At 62.0% G+C, this 21,081-nt stretch carries 19 protein-coding genes; 16 read left to right on the top strand and 3 right to left on the bottom strand.

Translation table 11 applies throughout. The features are described 5' to 3' along the window. Positions 1-26 precede the first annotated feature (26 nt). Positions 27-1,028: a polyprenyl synthetase family protein gene (locus RAZWK3B_RS04025; RefSeq protein ID WP_007812440.1), complete on the top strand. Its 1,002-nt coding sequence runs from the start codon at positions 27-29 to the stop codon at positions 1,026-1,028. On the opposite strand, the gene RAZWK3B_RS04020 is transcribed toward RAZWK3B_RS04025, so the two are convergent. From RAZWK3B_RS04020 to RAZWK3B_RS04010, 3 genes are all read right to left on the bottom strand, one after another. Beyond that, positions 1,029-1,862: a 4-(cytidine 5'-diphospho)-2-C-methyl-D-erythritol kinase gene (locus tag RAZWK3B_RS04020; RefSeq protein ID WP_037295024.1), complete on the bottom strand. Its 834-nt coding sequence runs from the start codon at positions 1,860-1,862 to the stop codon at positions 1,029-1,031. Beyond that, positions 1,852-3,567 (bottom strand): tetratricopeptide repeat protein, encoded by a 1,716-nt coding sequence (locus tag RAZWK3B_RS04015; RefSeq protein ID WP_007812435.1) that lies wholly within the window; start codon positions 3,565-3,567, stop codon positions 1,852-1,854. Before RAZWK3B_RS04015 ends, RAZWK3B_RS04020 begins: the two co-directional genes overlap by 11 nt. 116 nt (positions 3,568-3,683) lie before the next feature. Continuing rightward, positions 3,684-5,333, bottom strand: a complete 1,650-nt coding sequence (locus tag RAZWK3B_RS04010; protein ID WP_007812433.1) for an electron transfer flavoprotein-ubiquinone oxidoreductase — start codon at positions 5,331-5,333, stop codon at positions 3,684-3,686. Between the two features lie 270 nt (positions 5,334-5,603). Between RAZWK3B_RS04010 and greA the strand changes: the two genes are divergently transcribed. From greA to RAZWK3B_RS03935, 15 genes are all read left to right on the top strand, one after another. Beyond that, positions 5,604-6,074 carry a transcription elongation factor GreA gene (greA, locus tag RAZWK3B_RS04005; protein WP_007812430.1) on the top strand — a complete coding sequence of 157 codons (471 nt, stop codon included), beginning with the start codon at positions 5,604-5,606 and terminating at the stop codon, positions 6,072-6,074. 15 nt (positions 6,075-6,089) lie between these two features. Then, entirely contained in the window at positions 6,090-7,109 is a 1,020-nt protein-coding gene (locus tag RAZWK3B_RS04000; protein WP_007812428.1) for a hypothetical protein, read from the top strand. Between the two features lie 88 nt (positions 7,110-7,197). Continuing rightward, on the top strand, positions 7,198-7,653 hold the full coding sequence (locus tag RAZWK3B_RS03995; RefSeq protein WP_007812426.1) for a universal stress protein: 456 nt from the start codon (positions 7,198-7,200) through the stop codon (positions 7,651-7,653). A gap of 238 nt (positions 7,654-7,891) precedes the next feature. Beyond that, positions 7,892-8,071, top strand: coding sequence for a type II toxin-antitoxin system prevent-host-death family antitoxin (locus tag RAZWK3B_RS03990; RefSeq protein WP_007812424.1), 180 nt, complete (start codon positions 7,892-7,894; stop codon positions 8,069-8,071). Between the two features lie 534 nt (positions 8,072-8,605). Beyond that, positions 8,606-9,169 (top strand): NifU family protein, encoded by a 564-nt coding sequence (locus tag RAZWK3B_RS03985; RefSeq protein WP_007812422.1) that lies wholly within the window; start codon positions 8,606-8,608, stop codon positions 9,167-9,169. Beyond that, the gene (gene tsaB / locus RAZWK3B_RS03980) at positions 9,162-9,746 is read left to right on the top strand and encodes a tRNA (adenosine(37)-N6)-threonylcarbamoyltransferase complex dimerization subunit type 1 TsaB (RefSeq protein ID WP_198133236.1); all 585 of its coding nucleotides are present in this window, start codon (positions 9,162-9,164) and stop codon (positions 9,744-9,746) included. The genes RAZWK3B_RS03985 and tsaB overlap by 8 nt, the downstream gene beginning before the upstream one ends. Next, positions 9,743-10,192: a GNAT family N-acetyltransferase gene (locus tag RAZWK3B_RS03975; RefSeq protein WP_007812418.1), complete on the top strand. Its 450-nt coding sequence runs from the start codon at positions 9,743-9,745 to the stop codon at positions 10,190-10,192. The genes tsaB and RAZWK3B_RS03975 overlap by 4 nt, the downstream gene beginning before the upstream one ends. 132 nt (positions 10,193-10,324) lie before the next feature. Beyond that, positions 10,325-11,242 carry a sulfite exporter TauE/SafE family protein gene (locus RAZWK3B_RS03970; protein WP_007812416.1) on the top strand — a complete coding sequence of 306 codons (918 nt, stop codon included), beginning with the start codon at positions 10,325-10,327 and terminating at the stop codon, positions 11,240-11,242. Between the two features lies 1 nt (position 11,243). Beyond that, the gene (locus RAZWK3B_RS03965) at positions 11,244-12,005 is read left to right on the top strand and encodes a TIGR02186 family protein (protein ID WP_007812414.1); all 762 of its coding nucleotides are present in this window, start codon (positions 11,244-11,246) and stop codon (positions 12,003-12,005) included. Between the two features lie 138 nt (positions 12,006-12,143). Beyond that, positions 12,144-12,809, top strand: a complete 666-nt coding sequence (locus RAZWK3B_RS03960; RefSeq protein ID WP_007812412.1) for a formylglycine-generating enzyme family protein — start codon at positions 12,144-12,146, stop codon at positions 12,807-12,809. A 637-nt stretch (positions 12,810-13,446) separates the two neighbouring features. After that, a complete protein-coding gene (locus tag RAZWK3B_RS03955; protein WP_007812410.1) occupies positions 13,447-14,052 on the top strand; it encodes a c-type cytochrome in 606 nt (201 codons plus the stop codon). A 2-nt stretch (positions 14,053-14,054) separates the two neighbouring features. Further along, on the top strand, positions 14,055-14,957 hold the full coding sequence (locus RAZWK3B_RS03950; RefSeq protein WP_007812408.1) for a c-type cytochrome: 903 nt from the start codon (positions 14,055-14,057) through the stop codon (positions 14,955-14,957). A 173-nt stretch (positions 14,958-15,130) separates the two neighbouring features. Further along, a complete protein-coding gene (locus tag RAZWK3B_RS03945; protein ID WP_198133235.1) occupies positions 15,131-15,607 on the top strand; it encodes a hypothetical protein in 477 nt (158 codons plus the stop codon). A 91-nt stretch (positions 15,608-15,698) separates the two neighbouring features. Beyond that, positions 15,699-17,891 (top strand): efflux RND transporter periplasmic adaptor subunit, encoded by a 2,193-nt coding sequence (locus tag RAZWK3B_RS03940; protein WP_007812403.1) that lies wholly within the window; start codon positions 15,699-15,701, stop codon positions 17,889-17,891. After that, positions 17,888-21,067 carry an efflux RND transporter permease subunit gene (locus RAZWK3B_RS03935; RefSeq protein WP_007812400.1) on the top strand — a complete coding sequence of 1,060 codons (3,180 nt, stop codon included), beginning with the start codon at positions 17,888-17,890 and terminating at the stop codon, positions 21,065-21,067. The genes RAZWK3B_RS03940 and RAZWK3B_RS03935 overlap by 4 nt, the downstream gene beginning before the upstream one ends. The last annotated feature ends 14 nt before the right edge of the window (positions 21,068-21,081 follow it).

The following is a 21,081-nucleotide window of genomic DNA, read 5'->3' as shown; positions in this document are numbered from 1 at the left end:
TTGTCGACAGGTGTGACGGGAGTGTGATGGGATTGGACCACGCCGCGACGAAACCGCATGAGCAACTGGCCCGGCATCTGGATAGCAAGATGGCCGCCGTCAACACGCTGATCCGCGAGCGGATGGCATCGCGGCACGCACCGCGCATTCCGGAAGTGACGGCGCATCTGGTCGAAGCGGGCGGCAAGCGCCTGCGCCCGATGCTGACACTCGCAACCGCCGATATGTGCGGCTATGGCGGTGCGTTCGACGTGCATCTTGCCGCCACGGTGGAATTCATTCACACCGCCACTTTGCTGCATGACGACGTGGTTGATGAAAGCCAGCAACGCCGGGGCAGGCCCACCGCGAACCTTTTGTGGGACAACAAGTCAAGCGTGCTTGTGGGCGACTACCTTTTTGCCCGCGCGTTTCAGCTGATGGTTGAGCCGGGCAATCTCCGAGTGCTCGATATCCTGTCGAACGCGGCGGCGGTGATCGCCGAAGGCGAGGTGTTGCAACTGAGTGCGGCACGAGATCTGAAAACCGACGAAAACATCTATCTGCAGGTCGTGCGCGGCAAGACAGCCGCTTTGTTTTCCGCTGCGACCGAAGTGGGCGGCGTGATCGCAGATGCCCCTGAAGCACAGATAAAGGCGCTTTTCGATTATGGCGATGCGCTTGGTATCGCCTTCCAGATCGTGGACGATCTGCTGGATTATCAGGGTGATAGCAATGCCACGGGCAAGAATGTCGGCGATGATTTTCGCGAACGAAAACTGACGCTTCCGGTCATCAAGGCGGTCGCCGCTGCCGATGAGACCGAGCGCGCCTTCTGGATACGCACGATCGAAAAGGGCCGCCAGGAAGACGGCGATCTTCAGCATGCGCTTGATCTTCTGAAAAAGCATGGCGCGTTGGAGGCAACAAGACAGGATGCCCTGTCATGGGCAGCCAAGGCGAAATCGGCGATGGATGCCCTGCCCGACCACGCCGTGCGCGGCATGTTGACGGATCTGGCCGATTACGTCGTCGCGCGCGTCAACTGATCAGTCAGCTGCGTTCAAGCGCGTCGCGGCCACCCACCAGCCGGGAAACGCCTCGCGCAACCGGCCGGCGGCGGAAGATGCGGTTTCCCTATCTGCATAAAGCCCGAAACATGTGGCGCCGGATCCGGTCATGCGCGCAAGCTGACAGCCCGGCGTCACGGCAAAAGCACCAAGAACCTGTGCGATAACCGGCTGCAAGAGGATCGCGGGCGGCTCCAGGTCGTTGCGCATGTCGCGCAACCAACGCCCAAACTCGGCCGCGCTGATCCCCTGCGGCATGTCATCGGGCATGGGCGCGTTGGTTGTGGTTTCGAGGCGCTCGAAAACGTCCCTTGTCGACACCGGCACGTTGGGATTGATGAGCACGGCATTCAAGGCAGGCAAACCGGACACCGGAGTGATCTGTTCGCCAAGGCCGCGCATTCGAACGGCCTTTCCGGCCAGACAGGCGGGAACATCGGCACCGAGTGACAGAACGTCCTTGGGTAGCGGCGTGCCGGACAGCTCTGACAATGCCCTGATCACTGCTGCCGCATCGCTGGAGCCACCGCCAAGCCCCGCCGCATTCGGCAGGGTCTTGTGCAACCGGATAGAGGCCGACACCCCCATCAGCTGCTGAGCCTTCATCACAAGGTTGGACCCATCTGTCGGAACGCCTGCCGCCATCTCTCCCTCGACGGTGAGAGAGGCGCTGTCGGACAGCTGAACCTCGATCCGGTCGCCGATATCGGCGAACATGACCAGAGAATCCAGTTCGTGATACCCGTCAGACCGGCGGCCCGTCACATGCAAAGACAAATTGACTTTGGCGGGGGCGAAGGCCTCAACCACCATCATCGGCCACCGTCAAAGGCGGTGCGCCCTCTTCCTCGAGAACCTCGTCAAGACCCACCTCGAGTTTGCGTCGGATACGGTCAGGGTCGATATCCGGAGAGGGATTTTCCAGGTCCACGAATGATAGCGCACGCTTCCACTGGAATTCAGCTTCGACCTTGCGGCCCACAGCCCAGAGAACATCGCCAAGGTGATCGTTGACCACCGGATCGACAGGCATCAGCTCGGCGGCGCGCTCCATATGCTGCACCGCCTCGTCATACCGGCCCAAGCGATAGAGCACCCATCCCAGACTATCGACGATATAGCCGCTATTGGGTTGCGCGGCGACCGCGCGCTCGATCATGTCCAACGCCTCGTCCAGCTTGATCTGCTTTTCGACCAGCGAATACCCAAGATAATTCAGAACCTGGGGCTGCTCGGGATTGAGCTCCAGCGCACGACGGAAATCAGCTTCGGCCTTTTCCCAAACTCCCAGTCTTTCATAGCTGATGGCACGGGCATAGTGGACGAACCACTGATCTGTCTCACGCTCGGCGTAAAGCTCCAGAGCAAGATCATAGGCCGCAATCGCCTGTTCGTAATCTTCGCTCTGCCGGTGCAAGTCACCGGCGGCGACATGAACCGAAGGGATGTCGCCATGGGTTTTAGCAAGCTGGTCCAATACTTCGATGGCAGCGTCGGTCTTGCCGGCGCGACGAAGGCTTTCAGAGCGGCCAAGCTCGGCGGCATAGAACGAAGGGTTGTCGCGCGGGACCTTGGCATAGGTCTTGGTCGCCAGATCGAACTGATCGAGACTTTCGAGTATTTCCGCCGACATCAGGATCGCATCGGTGTGATCGGCATTCAGATGCTCGGCAACCCGAGAATAAAGCAGCGCATAGGCCCCGCCCGTATCGGACAGCAAGGCGCGGCCAAGCGAAAAGAACACCTCGGACAGACCGTCGCGCGCATTGCGAATCCGCGTGAATGGCACCTGCTCGCTCGCGAGCAGACGATCCTTGAGCTGTTGCACCTCGGGATCGAGGTCAGATCTGAACAATTCGTCGATCAGCGCGACGGCATCGTCATTGCGTTCAAGTTGGCTGAGAACCTCGGCCCATGCAATCGTGCCGCGCCGCGTGCTCTGCATGGGTTCGTCCGAGTCGCCGGAAAAAATCTGGTCGGCGCCCTCGAAATCGCCAACCGAAGCCAGCGCCAATGCCTTGTGATAAAGGCCAAAACTACGCAGGCCACGCTGCTCGGACACATCGTCGAAATGCCCAAGCGCCGTGCGCATGTCGCCTTTGCCAAGATGCGCCCAAGCCAAGATCAGCCCGTCCGCCAACGGGCCGACGCCACGGTTTTCGGCAATCCGCGCCAGAAGCGCGTCGTAATCTTCACGCGCGGCCTCATCGGCGATCATTGCCATATGAGCGATCTGACTTTGGAACCCATCGGCCCGCATCTTCCGCGCCACCGGCCCGGCGCGATCGAAATTGCCCAGTGCGATATGCGCCACCACGGCATTTTCAAGGATCGCCGGATTGCCGGGATCCTCGGTCAGCGCACGCGTGAAATACTCGGCCGCCGCTATGAAATCATTATCGGCGCGCGCCTGTTGCGCAGCCAGATAAGAGCCTATTGCCTCATCAGCGATGGCGGGAGGGGCTGCCAGCGGCAGAAGCGCCGTCACCAGCAAGGCGGTAAGGGTTTTCGATGTCACGACAGCCTGCCTCGAAGTTATTACCTAGCTCGCTCATCTATCTAGTATGATGCGCCTCACAAGGCAATGCGGGGCGACCCAAGAGCCACCCCGCACCGGCAGTTTCAACATCTTGCTTACATATTGGGATAGTTCGGCCCATCTCCGCCCTGCGGTGTCTCCCAGTTGATGTTCTGGCTGGGGTCCTTGATATCGCAGGTCTTGCAATGCACGCAGTTCTGGAAATTGATGACGAACCTGGGGTCCTTGCCCTCTTCGCTGACCACCTCGTACACGCCGGCAGGACAGTAACGCTGTGCCGGTTCATCATACTTCGGCAGATTGACGCTGATCGGCACGGACGCGTCCTTGAGCGTCAGATGCGCGGGCTGGCTTTCCTCGTGATTGGTCATCGAGAAACTGACATTTGTCAGCCGGTCGAAACTCAGCTTTCCATCGGGCTTGGGATAGTCGATCGGCTTGTGCTTGCTGGCGGGTTCCGTCGCCTCGGCATCGTTTTTGCCATGTCCCAGGGTGCCGAGCACGGAAAAGCCCAATGTGTTGGTCCACATATCCAGACCGCCCATCGCCAGCGACGCGCCCAGACCATATTTCGACCACAGCGGCTTGACGTTGCGCACCTTCTTGAGGTCGCTACCAATGGCGCCGTTACGCACCTCATCCTCATACGCACTCAACTCGTCGCTCGAACGGCCCGCCTCAAGCGCGTGATGTGCGGCCTCCGCCGCCGCCTTGCCCGACAGCATGGCATTATGGTTGCCCTTGATGCGGGGCACATTGACCATGCCGACCGAGCAGCCCAGCAGGGCGACACCGGGCGCGACCATCTTGGGCATCGATTGATACCCGCCCTCGGAAATCGCCCGCGCGCCATAAGCCACGCGCTTGCCACCCTTCAGAAGCTCGGCGACCATCGGGTGATGCTTGAAGCGCTGGAATTCCATATAGGGGTAGAGATACGGGTTCTTGTAGTTCAGGTGGACGACAAAGCCGACATAGACCTGATTGTTTTCAAGGTGATAGATGAACGATCCACCGCCGGCATTCCCGCCAAGCGGCCAGCCCATCGTATGGGTTACCTCGCCCTCGTTATGCTTTTCCGGATCAATCTCCCAGATTTCCTTCATGCCGAGGCCAAATTTCTGCGGCTCCTTGCCGGCGCTCAGATCGTATTTGGCGATGACCTCTTTCGACAGGCTGCCGCGCACGCCTTCGGACAGGAACACATACTTGCCATGCAACTCCATCCCGGGCTCATAGGCGGGACCGGGCGTGCCGTCGGGGTTCTTGCCGAATTCACCGGCCACAACGCCCTTCACCTCGCCATTTTCGCCATAGATCAGTTCGGAACAGGACATGCCGGGGAAAATCTCGACCCCCAACTCTTCGGCCTGCTCGGCCATCCAGCGGCAGACATTGCCCATCGAGACGATGTAATTGCCATGGTTGTTCATCAGCGGCGGCATCGGAAAGTTAGGCACGCGCAAGCGGCCAGCCTCGCCCAGAAGATAGAAATTATCCTGCTTTACCGGGGTTTTGAGCGGCGCGCCCTTGTCTTTCCAGTCGGGGATCAGGGCGTCCAGACCGCAAGGGTCAAGCACCGCGCCCGACAGGATGTGCGCGCCCACTTCCGAGCCCTTTTCCAGCACGACCACCTCGCGCGACGGATCAAGCTGCTTGAGCCGGATCGCCGCCGACAGGCCCGCAGGCCCAGCTCCAACGATCACCACATCGTATTCCATCGCTTCGCGTGTCGCGTCAGACATCTGGTCAATCCTTTCCCAAGGCCTTGCGGTCCGGTAACAAAGTTGCGCACGTGGTTAGCGTGCCATCACGCCGGGCGTCAATTGAAACACGACGTAATTCATATTTGAAACCGGCAAAATACAACTTTGCCGCACCACAATCCACTTGCCCTGATCATCCCCTATTGCAATGCCCCGCCCCATGCGGGCAATCTGACACAAATACAGACGCGAACCGACGGGATCACAGGACCCAAGTCGCAAAAGTCGCAAAAGAAGTGGACAGTTACGATGGAGAAGATTCCCATGACCCGCAGGGGCCACACGGCCCTTGAGGTTGAACTCAAGCAACTCAAATCCGAGGAACGCCCGGCAATCATCCGCGCGATTTCGGAGGCGCGCGAGCATGGCGATCTGTCCGAAAACGCGGAATATCATTCGGCCAAGGAAAAGCAGTCGTTCATCGAGGGTCGCATCAAGGAACTGGAAGGCGTGATCAGCCGTGCCGAAGTCATCGATCCGACCAAGTTGAAGGGTCCGATCAAATTCGGCGCGACGGTGACGCTCGTGGACGAAGATACCGATGAGGAAAAGACCTGGCAGATCGTCGGGGAATATGAAGCCAACATCGAAAACGGCCTTCTCAACATGAAATCTCCGATTGCGCGCGCGCTGATCGGCAAAGAGGCGGGCGACAGCGTCGAAGTGCGGACACCCGGTGGCGAGAAATCCTACGAAGTGCTAAAGATCGAATATATCTGACAGGCACAGGATCCCATGCCCGAGCGCAAGGACCCGCCCGCGACACCGTTGGGCATCTATGACAAGACCACCAAAGAGCGGATCACCGGAATAGAGGTGATCGCGCTGGCGCTGTCTGCTGTCTGGCTGCTTGGTGCTGTGGTGTTTTTCACGTTGATGGATACGGATGGCACCGCCTCGGAGCCGGGGGGCGTGCTGCGATTCATTATGATCATGCTGGCGATCTTCATGCCGGTCGCCATGATCTGGGTGGCGGCCACGACGGCCCGCGCCTCGAAGGTGATGCGCGAGGAAAGCCAGCGTCTGCAGGCAGCGATCGACGCGATCCGGCAGGCCTATGTCGCGCAAAATCAGACACGCCACACGATGACCGAACCCACGGTCACCCAGAAGCTCGAAGAGATCGCGGCGGCGCAGCGCAAGGCCGAAACCGCGCTGGCGATGTTCTCGTCGACGCGGCATGCCGAACTGGCGCAGGCGGCGGCACAGCCGTCAGCCGATCCGCAGGTCATCGACGATCAGGTGGCGCTGCCCTTGGGAACAACGGCCGACGAGATGCTGCCGCCACTGGGAAAAAGCGATTTCATCCGCGCCCTGCACTTTCCGGAAACCACCGATGACCGCGAAGGCTTTGCCGCGCTGCGCAAGGCGCTGAAGGACCGCAAGACAGCGCAGCTGATCCAGGCCGCACAGGACGTGCTGACCCTGATGTCGCATGATGGCATCTACATGGATGACCTGACCCCCGACATGGCCCGGCCCGAGTTGTGGCGACGTTTCGCTTCGGGCGAAAGGGGGCGGGCCGTCGCGGCGCTTGGCGGGGTGCGCGACCGGTCGTCGCTTGCCCTGACGGCCGCACGGATGAAGCAGGACCCGATCTTTCGCGATGCCGCGCACCACTTCCTGAGGCTCTATGACAGGATGTTCACGCAGTTCGCGCAAACCGCGACGGATGCCGAGATATCGCAGATTTCCGACACCAGAACGGCGCGCGCCTTCATGCTTCTGGGGCGGGTTGCAGGCACTTTTGACTGAGTAATTTCCTTATATCGCAATCACTTGAAATCATTCTATTGCCCCGAGCGCAAATCGCGATCATGATGCCGGACCGAGGAGAATACACATGCGCAAGTTTCTGGTCGTCCTGGATGACAGCCGAGAGTGCCTGAACGCGATGCGGTTCGCCGCGATGCGGGCAGCGCATACCAATGCGGGCGTCGAGATCCTGGCGGTGATACCGCCGGAAGAGTTCAACCACTGGATCGGGGTGGGCGACATCATGCGCGAGGAGGCTCGCGAGCGGATCGAGGCGCATTTCGAGGTCTTCGCAAAATGGATGCGGGACAAGCAAGGCGTTGATCCTGAACTGGTTATTCGCGAGGGCGAGCCGGTCTCGGAGATCATCGCGCAGGTGCAGGCCGATCCCGCAATCGGTGTCCTGGTACTGGGCGCCGGCACCGGCAAGAAGGGCCCCGGACCGCTGGTCACACAGCTGTCGAGAAACTCAGGCAGCCTGCCGATTCCGATCACCATTGTGCCGGGCGACCTGAGCAAGGAACGGCTTGAGTCCATCACCTGAGCGCCGGGTCCGGCCAGGGCCGCGAATTGTGTAGGGTTCGTACGAAACCTACACGCATTCAGGACGAAAATCGGACCAAGGCACCGGATTTGTGTCCATCTTGTACGCAAAAGGCGTTTGGCGCAGGCGCGTTCACCTGCCAGACGGATAAAATGCCAGCGGTAAAGCGCGGCGCGGAAAGCGTATGTTAACCTTTGTGCGGCAGAGTGCGAAAGATCACTCAGACCCGAGGTGCTTCATGCATGTCCGAACAAGCAGCCGCAAACTCCGCGAGAATTGGCGCGCGTTTCTGGATCATATCACCGCCACCGATGACAGGCTGGTTGTCACCCGCCATGGTCAACCCGTGGCGGCCTTGGTGAGCATGGGCGATCTGCAGGTCCTCGAAGCGGCAGAAGAGGGGCGCGGCGATGGGTGATGGCATGGTGCTGCATGGGCTGTGTTCGCGATGGTTATGGCAGTGGCGATCGCGGTGGCGGTGGCGGTGGGCCGAGAAGGCGCGGGACGCGGTTTTGCCGGTGATCCGCCCTGCGACGGGAGAGATATCGGATCTGCGCGGCTCTGGTCCGGTGACGGTGACGCAGGTCTTTGCGGGCCTTTGGAGGGCTTCGAAGGGGGGCGCACGAGACAGGCCATTCCACGACACAGACCACTCCGTGAGACAGACCACTCCACGATACAGACCAATCCACGATACAGACCCACGAGACAGGCCCAACAACACAGACCCAACAACACAGGCCAAATAATACAGGCCAAATAAAACAGGCCCAACAACACAGGCCAACCAGAGACACGGCCCCAAGACCCTCGACACACAGGCTTGCTGAGCACACATGGCCACTCCGGACACAGGCCCTCAAGGCAGGGAGGCAGTTTAGAATGGTTCCAATCCTTGACAGCTGCGCCCTGCGCGCGCATATCTTGAGGAACCACTGGAAAGGCGCGACACATGTTCATTCAGACCGAATCCACACCGAACCCCGCGACCCTGAAATTCCTGCCCGGACAGACCGTGCTGGAAGCAGGGACAGCTGATTTCCCGACCGCAGAAGCCTCGGACAAGTCGCCGCTTGCCACGCGGCTGTTCGGCGTTAAGGGCGTGCGGGGTGTGTTCTTCGGCAATGACTTCGTCACCGTCACCAAAACCGACGATGCCGAATGGGACCACATCAAACCCTCCATCCTTGGGGCGATCATGGAGCATTTCCAATCCGGTCAGCCAGTTATGGCGGTGGATGCCGAACACGCCTCGGGCCATGCCGCCCATGAGGGTGAGGATTCCGAGATCGTGGGCCAGATCAAGGAGCTGCTGGATACCCGCGTGCGTCCCGCCGTGGCACAGGATGGCGGCGACATCACGTTCCACGGCTTCGAGCGCGGCGTGGTCTATCTGCATATGCAGGGCGCCTGCGCGGGCTGCCCCTCGTCCACCATCACACTGAAAATGGGAATCGAGAACCTGCTGCGCCACTACATTCCCGAAGTGACCGAGGTGCGCCCGGTTGGTGTCTGACACCCCTGTGATACTGGCATTCGACACATCGGCCGCGCATTGCGCGGCCGCTTTGCTGCGCGGCGACCGGATCGTGGCCGCGCGCGCCGAAGAGATGGGACGCGGACAGGCCGAACGGCTGATGCCCCTGCTCACCGAGATACTTGCAGAAGGCGGCGCCACATGGGCCGATCTGGACCGGATCGCAGTGGGCATCGGCCCCGGCAATTTCACCGGCATCCGGATCTCGGTCTCCGCGGCGCGCGGCCTCGCGCTTGCGCTTGAGGTGCCAGTCGTGGGCGTGTCGGGTTTTGACGTGGCCGCATTCGGGCGGGATGCCAAGGCGCTGCCCTGCATTCCGGGGCCTCGCGGGCTGAGCTATATCCGTCCGCCCGGAGGCGATCCGCGCCTAGCGGACGATGACGAGATCGCGGCGCTTGGCCTGACACGGGCGGGCCTGCCCGATGCCGCAGAGCTGGCCAGGACCATCGCCCGGATCGCGGCAAAAGCCGATATCGGCACAGCCCCCGCGCCGCTTTACGTCAAGCCTGCCGATGCGGCCCCGTCGCGCGACGCGCCGCCGGTGATTCTGGAGTGACGGGCGGGCTGGCGCTTTTGGCTCCGGGGGCGGATCAGGCGCATGCGCTGGCCCGGCTGCACGACCGTGCCTTTGCCGGTCAGTCGCGCCCGTGGCAGGCATCGGAATTCGCGGCCCTTCTGGCGTCTGCACATGTGTTTGCGATGGGCGAGCCGCGGGCCTTTGCGCTTGGCCGGGTGATTGCGGACGAGGCCGAGCTTTTGACATTGGCCACCGATCCTGCATCCCGGCGGCAGGGGCTTGCGCGGGCCTGTCTTGCCGGTTTCGAGGACGAGGCGCGCAGACGCGGCGCCGCACAGGCCTTTCTGGAGGTGGCCGAGACCAATGGCGCGGCGGTGGCGCTGTATCTCGCCGCGGGATATCAGCAGAGCGCGCGGCGCGACAAGTATTACCGGCTGGACGATGGCAGGCGCGCGGATGCGCTGATCCTGACAAAAAAGCTGTGAGCCGGGGGCGCATCACAGCACGGTCCAGATAATCCGAAAGATAAGTCCAGTTTAGCAGAATTGATCGGGCCTGACGGGGTCCGGGCGCCCTGATCTCTTGCAATGCGAGGGAAACTGCGTCTAGGAACAGCCATGCAAATCTACCTGCCCATAGCCGAGGTGTCGGTCAATGCCTTCCTCCTTCTGGGGTTGGGCGGCATGGTGGGCGTGCTTTCAGGCATGTTCGGGGTTGGTGGCGGCTTCCTGATGACGCCGCTGTTGTTCTTCATCGGCATTCCCCCGGCTGTCGCCGTGGCGACCGAGGCGAACCAGATCGTCGCCTCGTCCTTTTCGGGGGTGCTGGCGCATCTGAGGCGAAAGACCGTCGATCTGAGGATGGGCACCGTGCTGCTGATCGGCGGGTTGGTCGGGGCGGCGCTTGGCGTCGTGGTGTTCAACTATCTCAAGTCGATGGGTCAGGTCGATCTGCTGGTCAAGCTGTGTTACGTCGTGTTCCTTGGCGTGATCGGCGGGATGATGTTCTTCGAGAGCCTGCGCGCGATCCGGCAGACCCGCTCGGGCAAGGTGGTGCCCAAGCGCAAGAAGCACAACTGGATCCACGGGCTGCCGTTCAAGATGCGGTTCCGGACAAGCGGTCTTTACATCAGCGTGATCCCTCCGCTTCTGGTCGGCGTGTCGGTGGGCATTCTGGCGGCGATCATGGGGGTCGGCGGCGGCTTCATCATGGTGCCGGCGATGATCTATCTGCTGGGGATGCCGACCAAGGTGGTTGTGGGCACGTCGCTGTTCCAGATCATTTTCGTGACGGCCTTCACCACGATGCTGCATGCCACCACGAACTTTACCGTGGATGTGGCGCTGGCGGTGCTGTTGCTGATCGGGGGCGTGATCGGCGCCCAGATCGGCACGCAGATCGGGACCAAGATGAAGGCCGAGCAGTTGCGCATCCTGCTGGCGATGATGGTGCTGGCGGTGTGTTTCAAGCTGGCCTTCGATCTCTTGCTGCAACCTTCGGAGCTGTATTCTATCGGCGCGGCCGGGGGGCATTGAGATGCTGAGGCGGCTTGCCCTGCTGATCTGTCTGATGGCGATGCCGGCGACGGCCGAAGAGGTGGTGCTGGGCCTGTCGAGCGACAAGGTGCGGATCACGGCGACCTTCGAAGGCTCGGAGGTGCTGGTGTTCGGCGCGGTCAAGCGGCAGGAAGCGATCCCGGACGAGCCGCTAGATGTGATCGTGACGATCGCGGGGCCATCGAAGCCGCTGACCATGCGCCGCAAGGAGCGGGTGCTGGGCATCTGGGTCAATACCGACGCGGTGGAGATCGACGCAGCCCCCAGTTTCTACGCGGTGGCGACGACCCGTCCGCTGGATCAGGTGCTGAGCAATGTCGAGGATCTGCGGCATCGGGTGTCGATCAACCGGGCGATCCGGTCGGTGGGCGCCCCGGCCGAGGTGGCGGATGCGCAGACCTTTACCGATGCGCTGATCCGAATCCGCAAGAAGAACCTCAGCTACCAGATGCTGGAGGGCGCCGTGGCGCTGGACGAACAGACGCTGTTCCGCACGGCGATCGAGCTGCCGGCGAACCTGACCGAGGGCTCGTATCAGACGCGCATTTTGCTCACGCGCGGCGGTGCGGTGGTGTCGCAGTTCGAAACCGCGATCGAGGTGCGCAAGGTCGGGCTGGAGCGGTGGATCTACACCCTGTCACGCGAACAGCCGATGCTCTACGGGTTGATGTCGCTGGCCATCGCCATCGCCGCAGGCTGGGGCGCCTCGGCCGCGTTCCGGATGATGCGGCAGAACGGCTGAGGCCGGGGCGGAGCGCCCCCTTTCCATGTCCAACGTCACGTCTGCGGCCTCGGCAGTGTCTTTGGCATTGCCGACCGGCAGCAGCGGATTACCCTTTGCCAATGACAGGTTCGGTGACGGCTTCAGGGAGCAGAGCGGATGCGGGGTTTTCTTTTCGGCATCGCCCTTGTCGCGGCGGGTCCGGTGGCGGCAGAACGCGTCGCGCTTGATGGGTTTGCGATGGATCGGTGGGAGGTCACGGTCGGCGCTTTCACCGCGTTTGCCGAGCGCACGGGCCTTGTGACCGAGGCCGAGCAAAACGGCGGCGGCTTTGAATGGGGCGCAGGATGGGAGCGCCGGCCCGGCTGGACATACAAGACACCGCAAGGGGAGCCGGGATCGAAAAACGAGCCGGCCGTGCACGTGACATGGGGCGAGGCGCAAGCCTTTTGCCGGGATGCCGGTGGCCGGTTGCCGACCCGCGAAGAATGGGCCGCGGCGGCCTATACCGAACAACGCAAAGCCCCCCCGGCAGGGTTCGAACAGGGGCGGAGCTATCCCTATCCGGTCGGGGATGAGCCGGACGGGATGAACACCAATCGCACCCATCATGTCGAGGTCGCCACGACCAAGGAAGGGGTGAACGGGCTTTACGACATGGGGGCCAATGTGTGGGAATGGCTGGCCGACCGGCAAGGCGACGACGCCCTGACAGCGGGCGGAAGCTGGTGGTACGGGCCGCGCGCCACGCGGATCGACGGGATGCAATGGAAACCGGCGTCTTTCTATGCGGTCTATGTGGGGTTCAGATGTGTTTATGAGTGAGGGGTTGGTGTTGGGTGGGTGAGATTTTCCCAGAGCGGTAGTTGGAGTCTCTTGAAACGAATGGCCGCTGCTGATCCGGCAAGCATTTGTCTTTGACGGCGCAAGTTGAAGCCTCATTTTGAACTGTCGAGCGGGCAGATCACGGTGTGCACTTAGCGGCCTGAGCAGTCTGGGGAAGTGGTGAGTTGACAGTCACTCGTGAACGCCTTGATGTTGACAATTCGAGACAGGATCCCGCATGTTACCCGACATGTCACATGCCGGATACCGCGTGATCCTTTTAGCCGTATGGTTTTCGGTCGCGTTTGTTGCTCTTCTCATCGCGACGAGCGCATCTGTGTCTGCGCATCCGCAGGGTATGCATGACGGTGCAGCGATGTCTGAGAGACATTCAACCGGCGAATACAGTCTTGAGGCCGAGAGCTGTTGTCACAAGACTGGCACCTGTGTCGTGCAATTCCTGCAATTCGTCCCGGCCACTGTGCCGCTCGACGGGTCTCTGAGCGAATTGGCGCGTAACTTCGCTGTATCGTGGCATGCATCGATCTCTTCGGCAACAGATCCGCCCCCGCCACGCCTTTGAACGATAGTGATCCGCCCTGCGGGGTGAAACTTATCGGATCAAGGGAGATCAGGAATGACATTCAGAAAATTTGTACTTGGCGGTGCAGCGATCATTGGGCTGTCCGCCACCGCTTTCGCGCATTCGGGGGCAACCGGCGTGGTCAAGGAGCGCATGGATGCGATGAAATCCATGGGCGAGGCGATCAAGCGGATCACGCCGATGATGTCCGGCGAGGCCGCCTATGACGAAGCCATCGTGCGCGCGGCCGCGCAGGCCATCGCCAAAGACTCCGGTGAGGCCATGACCAGCCAATTCCCGGAAGGCTCGACCGACCATCCTTCGGAGGTGCTGCCGCGCACCTGGGACGAGTGGGAGCGGTTCGTAGCACTTGCCGATCAACTTGAGGTGGCCGCGAGTGGGCTTGCCTTGGCGGCAGATAACGGGCTGCATGGTGACGGTCACATGATGAGCGATCAGTCAGGCATGATGGGCGGGAGCTCTGGAATGATGGGCGCAGAATCCGGCATGTCGGGCGGTGGCATGATGATGGGCAACACTGGCGGGGCCAGTGGCATGACCGCCGAGCAGATTGGCCAGATGCCCGCTGACGGGGCCTTCATGATGCTGACACAGACCTGTTCGGCCTGCCACGACCGGTACCGTAAAGACGACGACTGACCATGCGACGCATCCTGACTACATTTCTGGCCATCGCTGCGATGGTCGGGCTGGGCGGCGTGTCTCTCGCCGTCTGGCCCATCGGCGCATCGAACGACCTGACGGAGCGCAAGGGCGATCCACGGCGCGGCGCCTATCTTGCCCGGGCCGGTGGTTGCATCGCCTGCCATTCCGATCCCGGCTCCGGTCATCCCGCCCTGACCGGCGGTTCCCCTATCAAAACGGACTTTGGCAGTTTCGTGCCGCCCAATATCACCCCGCATCCAACGGCGGGTATCGGCGCCTGGTCCATAGACGATTTCGCCCGTGCCGTGCGACAGGGTGTGGCCCCGGATGGCACCCCCTATTACCCGTCCTTTCCCTATGCCTTCTACGGCCACCTGAGCGATCAGGATATCGCCGATCTCTGGGCGGCGTTCCAGGGCGTGCAGGCGCAGGACGTGACAGCGGGGGCGCATGACATCGCCTTTCCTTTCAACTTGCGCTTCGGGCTAAAGCTCTGGCGGGCGGTCTATGCCAAGGGGCCGACGACCGAGACCGACCCCGACAGGTCCGAGACCTGGAACCGTGGTCGTTGGCTGGTCAACGGGCTGGCCCATTGCGGGGCGTGCCATACGGATCGCAATGTGCTCGGCGGACGGCGACCGGACCAATATCTTTCGGGCAGCGACGACCTTCCGGATGGGGGCAAAGCCCCACCAATTCGCCCCGGCGATCTGCGCGACGCGGGCTGGACCGTATCCTCGCTGGCCTTCGGGCTGAAATCCGGTGTGATGCCGGACGGGAACACATTCGGCGGTGGCATGGGCGAGGTGGTGCAATACGGCACGTCATGGCTGAGCGAAGAGGATCGCCGGGCGATGGCCGCGTACCTGTTGGACAAGGACATGCCCGGGACTGATTAAGCCATCGGCGCAGTCGCTGCCTCTGCCGGGGCGGCGACCGCATGTTTCACGGCTATCGGCGGTGATGGAATGACTTTCGGCAACATGCCGACACAAGACGGGCCGACCCGCAGCGACAGTGTCGCGATCGCTGCCCATGTCCGCGAGGTTAAGCTGTCCCATGGGATCACCTGATGCCAGACCAACGCTCGAAACTTCATGACTCAATTCACGAAAAATTGGGCGCTTTGTGGGTGTCGGTCGCAAGGTTCCACTGGACAGCGGCGCCAAGGCCGATATCCTTCTGCCGTATGAAGCAATTGCGCAGCATTCTCGCTCGATGCCTGATGGTCGTCATTATGGCGATGTTGGTGACGGGCTCCATCGGGATGAATGCCACCGATGCAGCGCAAACCGATGGGTCAGCACAGATCACGGACCATGCGGCGCGTCATGGCAGCGATTGTTCGACAATGGACAAGACCGGCGCGCCGGTGCAGAAGAGCCATGCAGCCTGCACGATGACCGTCTGTTGCTTCTCTGAAATCCCCGATTTCAGTGCAGTTTGGCCGGAGGCACGGCCTCTACAGGTTGGATACGCGCGCGCCATTGCAGCACGCCTGACCCAAGCAGAGCCCAAGCGCGCCAAGAAACCCCCGAAACACGCTTGATCCCTTGACTGGAACGGTCCGGGCGCTTTTGCGCGCCCGGCCTCTATATGCCGCGGTGCCCCCGCGGCGCCTCAAGAGACAGGTATGCATTATGCATGGACGATATTTCGCGCTGGCGCTCATGGCGCTGGCCGCAGGTGGTGCCGGTGGCGTGCTCTATGAACGCGAGCGGATGGCTCAGTCGGTGGACGCGGGCGACGACGGGGACAAGATCCTCTACTGGGTTGCGCCGATGGACCCAAATTTCCGCAAGGACGGCCCGGGGAAGTCGCCGATGGGCATGGACCTTGTCCCGGTTTACGAGGGCCAGGAGCCGTCGGGCGACCCCGAGCAGGTCGTTCTGTCTGCGGCCGAGGTGAACACCATCGGCGTGCGCACCGCAGTGGCACGGGTCGAGGATATCGCACACCGGATCGAGACCGTGGGCTTCGTGGATTACGACGAGCACGCGACCAGCCATATCCATACCCGGGTCGAGGGCTGGATCGAACGTTTGAACGTGCGGGCCGTGGGGGATGAGGTCTCGGAAGGGGACCTGCTTTTCGATCTTTATGCCCCTGATCTCACGATCGCCAGTTCCGAGCTGTTGCGGGCCATGCGCTCAGGCGATGCCGACGATATCTCGATCGCCCGAACCAAGCTGATGAATTTCGGCGTCAGCGCCCGGCAGATCGATGAGATGGCGCAGGCGCAACGCCCGGCGCAGCGTGTCCGGTTCTACGCCCCCCAGGATGGCGTGCTCTTTGCGCTCGACGCCGCCGACGGGATGTACCTGCGCCCGGATACGCGCGCGATGTCGCTGGCAGATACCGCGTCGGTATGGCTGATGGTGGATGTGTTCGAGCGGGACATGGGGCTGATATCGGATGACATGCGCGCCGAGGCCCGGTTCGATCACTTGCCGGGGCAGGTCTTTGCCGGCGACATCGATTACATCTTTCCGGAACTCGACGCCAAGACGCGCACGCTGCGCGTGCGGTTGCGCTTCGACAATGAAGACGGGCTGTTACGGCCCAACATGTTCGCCAAGGTGGCGCTGGTGCCGAACGAAGCACGGCAGGCACTGACCGTTCCGTCCGAAGCGGTCATCCGCACCGGTCGCGCCGAGCGGGTGATCCTGCGGCTGTCCGACGGCAGTTTCCGCCCCCGTCTGGTCACGACCGGCCTGCGCGGCGGCTTTGCCGATGGGCGGCGCACCGAGATCGTGCAGGGGTTGGCGCCGGGTGACGAGGTCGTGGCCTCGGCGCAGTTCCTGATCGACAGCGAAAGCGCCTTGAATGCCGGGATGATGCGCTTTGCCCCCACCGAGGCAGAGCCCGCGACGGGCAAGGGCGTTCTGCTGTCTCTGGACACCGAAACGCGACGCGCCCGTATCGCGCATGCACCGGTCGAGGCATTGGGCTGGCCCGCGATGGAAAGCGCATTCGCCCTGCGTTCGGATATCTATCTTGCAGACCTGACCGAGGGTCAGGACGTGGAATTCGAGGCGGTGCGCGGGGCTGACGGGCTGATCGCGCTCACCCGCCTTGGCCGCGATGACGGGGTGGATGCCACCGGCGAGGGTATCGTGCATGCCGTAACACCCGAAGGCAAACTGACCGTCAGTCACGATCCGATCCCGGCGCTTGGCTGGCCCGCGATGAAGATGGACCTTGATGTGCAGGGCGTCGATACAGCCACGATCCCGCTGGGAGAGCCGGTGTCTTTCGATCTGTCTGCAGGCGAGGACGGCTTGGCCGTCATCGTGGCCGTGCGAGCAATGGGTGACGAGGCCGAGGCCGCGCCCGAGATGGCGCATGCCGACCCCCAAGTCGAGGCGGCACCGCCAATCATTGTCGAAGGCCGTATAGAATCCGTCGATGCCGAGACCGGCATGGCCACCATAGCGCATGGCCCGATTGCCGAAATCGGCATGCCGGGGATGACCATGGACTTCGCGCTGACCGACGCGCTCGATCCAACCGAGTTGCCCATGGAGCAGGATGTCATCCTGACCTTTGTGCGGCCCGATGGCCTTACCATGGTGCTGGACGCGGTGGAGTCAAAGGCCGAACCGATGAGCGTCACAGGCACGATCAACAGCGTCGATGCCGAGGCTGGAATGGTCAATATCACCCATGGGCCGATTGCCGCAATCGGCATGCCCGGAATGACGATGGATTTTGCCCTCGCCGGGGATGTCGACCCCGCTGGCCTGCCGGTGGGGCAGGAAACCGGTCTGTTGCTGATGCAGGATGCGGATATGAGCCTGTCCCTCGTCGGAACCTCGGAGCCGGGCCAATGATCCCCGCCATCATCCGCTGGTCCATCGCCAATCGCTTCATCGTGATCGTGCTTGCGTTCTTTCTCGGCGCGGGCGGCTTCTGGGCGCTGCGCACCACGCCGGTAGACGCTATTCCGGACCTGTCAGACGTGCAGGTCATCATCAAGACACCCTATGCCGGACAGGCCCCGCAGGTGGTCGAGGACCAAGTGACCTATCCGATCACCACCGCCATGTTGTCGGTGCCGGGTGCGGTGGATGTACGCGGCTTCTCCTTCTTCGGCGACAGCTATGTCTATGTCGTTTTCGAAGATGGCACCGATCTATACTGGGCGCGGTCGCGGGTGCTGGAATATCTGGCCCAAGTGCAATCGCGCCTCCCTGCAGGCGTGAGCCCTGAACTTGGTCCCGATGCCACAGGCGTCGGCTGGATTTACCAATACGTCCTCGTTGACCGCACCGGCGGGCATGACCTGTCGCAACTACGGACGTTACAGGACTGGTTCCTGAAATATGAACTCCAGACCATCGAGGGTGTATCCGAGGTTGCCACCATCGGTGGCATGGTCAAACAGTACCAGGTTGTCGTCGACCCCGACAAACTGCGCGCCTTCGATATTCCCCTGTCCAAGCTGCGCATGGCCATAGGTGAGGCCAACCGCGAAAGTGGCGGCAGCGTGATCGAAATGGCGGAGGCCGAATACATGGTCCGCGCCACCGGCTATGTCGACAGTATCGAGGACCTGTCCGAAATCCCGTTGATGGTCAACGATCGGGGCGCTGCCATCACTCTGGGGGATGTGGCCGAGATCCGGTTAGGCCCGCAGATGCGGCGTGGGGTGGGCGAATTCAACGGCGAAGGCGATGCCGTGGGCGCGGTGATCGTGATGCGGTGGGGTGAGAACGCTCTGACCACGATCCAGGCGGTCGAGGCAAAACTCGACAATCTGCGCGCCTCGCTGCCCGCGGGGGTCGAGATCGTGACCACCTATGACCGCTCCGGCGTGATCGAACGGGCCATCGACAACTTGCAAACCAAACTGACCGAGGAATTCATCGTCGTCGTGCTGGTCTGTGGCGCGTTTCTGTTGCACCTGCGCTCGTCACTGGTGATCGTGCTGTTCCTGCCGTTGGGCATACTGGCGGCCTTTGCGGTGATGCGCCTGCAGGGCGTCAATGCCAACATCATGTCGCTTGGCGGGATCGCCATCGCCATCGGTGCGATGGTCGATGCGGCCGTCGTGATGATCGAGGCGATGCACCGAAAGATGGAGGGCAAGCGCCTGTCGGCTGAAGACCGCTGGCACGCCGCGCGCGAGGCCGCCTCCGAGGTGGGGCCTGCCCTTTTCTACTCACTGGCGATCATCACGGTCAGCTTCTTGCCGGTATTCGTGCTGGAGGCGCAGGAAGGGCGGCTTTTCAAACCGCTCGCCTTTACCAAGACCTACGCCATGGCCGCCGCCGCGATCCTGTCAGTGACGCTGGTACCGGTGCTGATGGGCTATTTCATCAGGGGAAAGATCGTGGCCGAGCGGCGAAACCCGCTGAACGTGGCATGCCAGTGGATGTATCGCCCGTTTCTCGATGCAGCGGTCGCTTGGCCTTGGGCGACGGTTCTGCTGGCCATGGCGCTGGTTGGCTCCATGGCGCATCCGCTGCAACGGCTGGGCACCGAATTCATGCCCGAGCTGAACGAGGGTGATTTCCTCTATATGCCATCGCTCTATCCCGGCGTTTCCATCGGCAAGGCGCGCGAAGTTCTGCAACAGACCAACCGAATGATCGCGCAGGTGCCCGAGGTCGAAACCGTGCATGGCAAACTGGGCCGTGCCGACACGGCCACAGACCCCGCGCCTCTGACGATGATCGAGACGACGATCCAACTGAAAGATCGTGACGACTGGCGCCCCGGGATCACCATGGACGACATCCGTGACGAGCTGGATCGGCGCGTGCAGGTTCCCGGCGTCACCAACGTCTGGATTCAGCCGATCAAGAACCGCATCGACATGCTGGCGACCGGGATCAAGACGCCCGTGGGCGTCAAGGTCTCGGGTGCCGATCTGAACGTCATCGAACAGATCGCCGTAGCGGTGGAGCAGATCGTGGCTGACATTCCCGGCACAACCTCCGCCTATGCCGAACGGCCCGTGGGCGGGCGGTTCATCGAAATCGACATCAACCGCGCCGCAGCGGCGCGCTATGCGCTCTCGATCCAGGATGTGCAGGAGGTGGTGCAAACCGCTATTGGCGGGCAAACCATCGCCGAGTCGGTCGAAGGGCTGGAACGCTTCCCGATCAACCTGCGCTATCCGCGCGACTGGTGGGACAGCCCGGACAGACTGGATGATCTGCCGATCGTCACGCCGTCTGGTGCACATATCCCATTGGGCGCGGTTGCCGAGGTAAAGCTGGTGGATGGCCCCGGAATGATCCGGTCGGAAAACGCGCGGCGCACGGGCTTCGTCTTCATAGACATCGCCGGGCGGGACCTTGGCAGTTATGTGGCCGAGGCGCAGCAGGTCGTGGCGCAGAACGTCGACCTGCCGCCGGGATATTCCATCGCCTGGTCGGGCCAGTATGAATATATCGAGCGCGTACAGGAGCGGCTTGGCCTCGTGGCACCCGCGACCCTGATGATCATCACGCTGATGCTGTTTCTCGCCTTCAACCGGGTGACCGAGGTGGCGATCATTTTGCTGGCGCTGCCCGTGGCGCTGGCCGGGGGCGTTTGGCTGATCTTCACCTTGGGCTATGCCGTGTCGGTGGCGGTGCTTGTGGGCTTCATTGCCCTCGCTGGCGTGGCGGTCGAGACGGCCATCGTGATGCTGCTCTATCTCAACCTTGCATGGGACCGGCATGTTCTGGTCGCCAAGGAGCAAAACCGTGCCGTCAACCGCGACGACATCGAGAAAGCCGTGTTCGAGGGCGCCCTTCTGCGCCTGAGGCCAAAGCTGATGACAGTTGCCACGATCTTCGCGGGGCTGATCCCGATCATGTATGGCGATGCAACCGGGTCCGAGGTGATGCAGCGCATCGCCGCGCCGATGATCGGCGGCATGGCCACCACCACGCTGCTCACGCTCTTCGTGATCCCGGCGATCTTCGTCATCTGGAAACGTTTTTCACTCGGGCGGGTCAACAGGAAGATGCTGCACCCCGTCCAACCCTTCCCCTCTTCCCAGCCCGGCGAATAACCGGGCGACATATG

Origin of the sequence: Roseobacter sp. AzwK-3b (assembly GCF_000170875.1) — a bacterium.
GTDB lineage: Bacteria > Pseudomonadota > Alphaproteobacteria > Rhodobacterales > Rhodobacteraceae > Roseovarius > Roseovarius litoreus.
The sequence above is the reverse complement of the archived record's forward strand: the minus strand, read 5'-3'. Positions and strand labels throughout refer to the sequence as shown.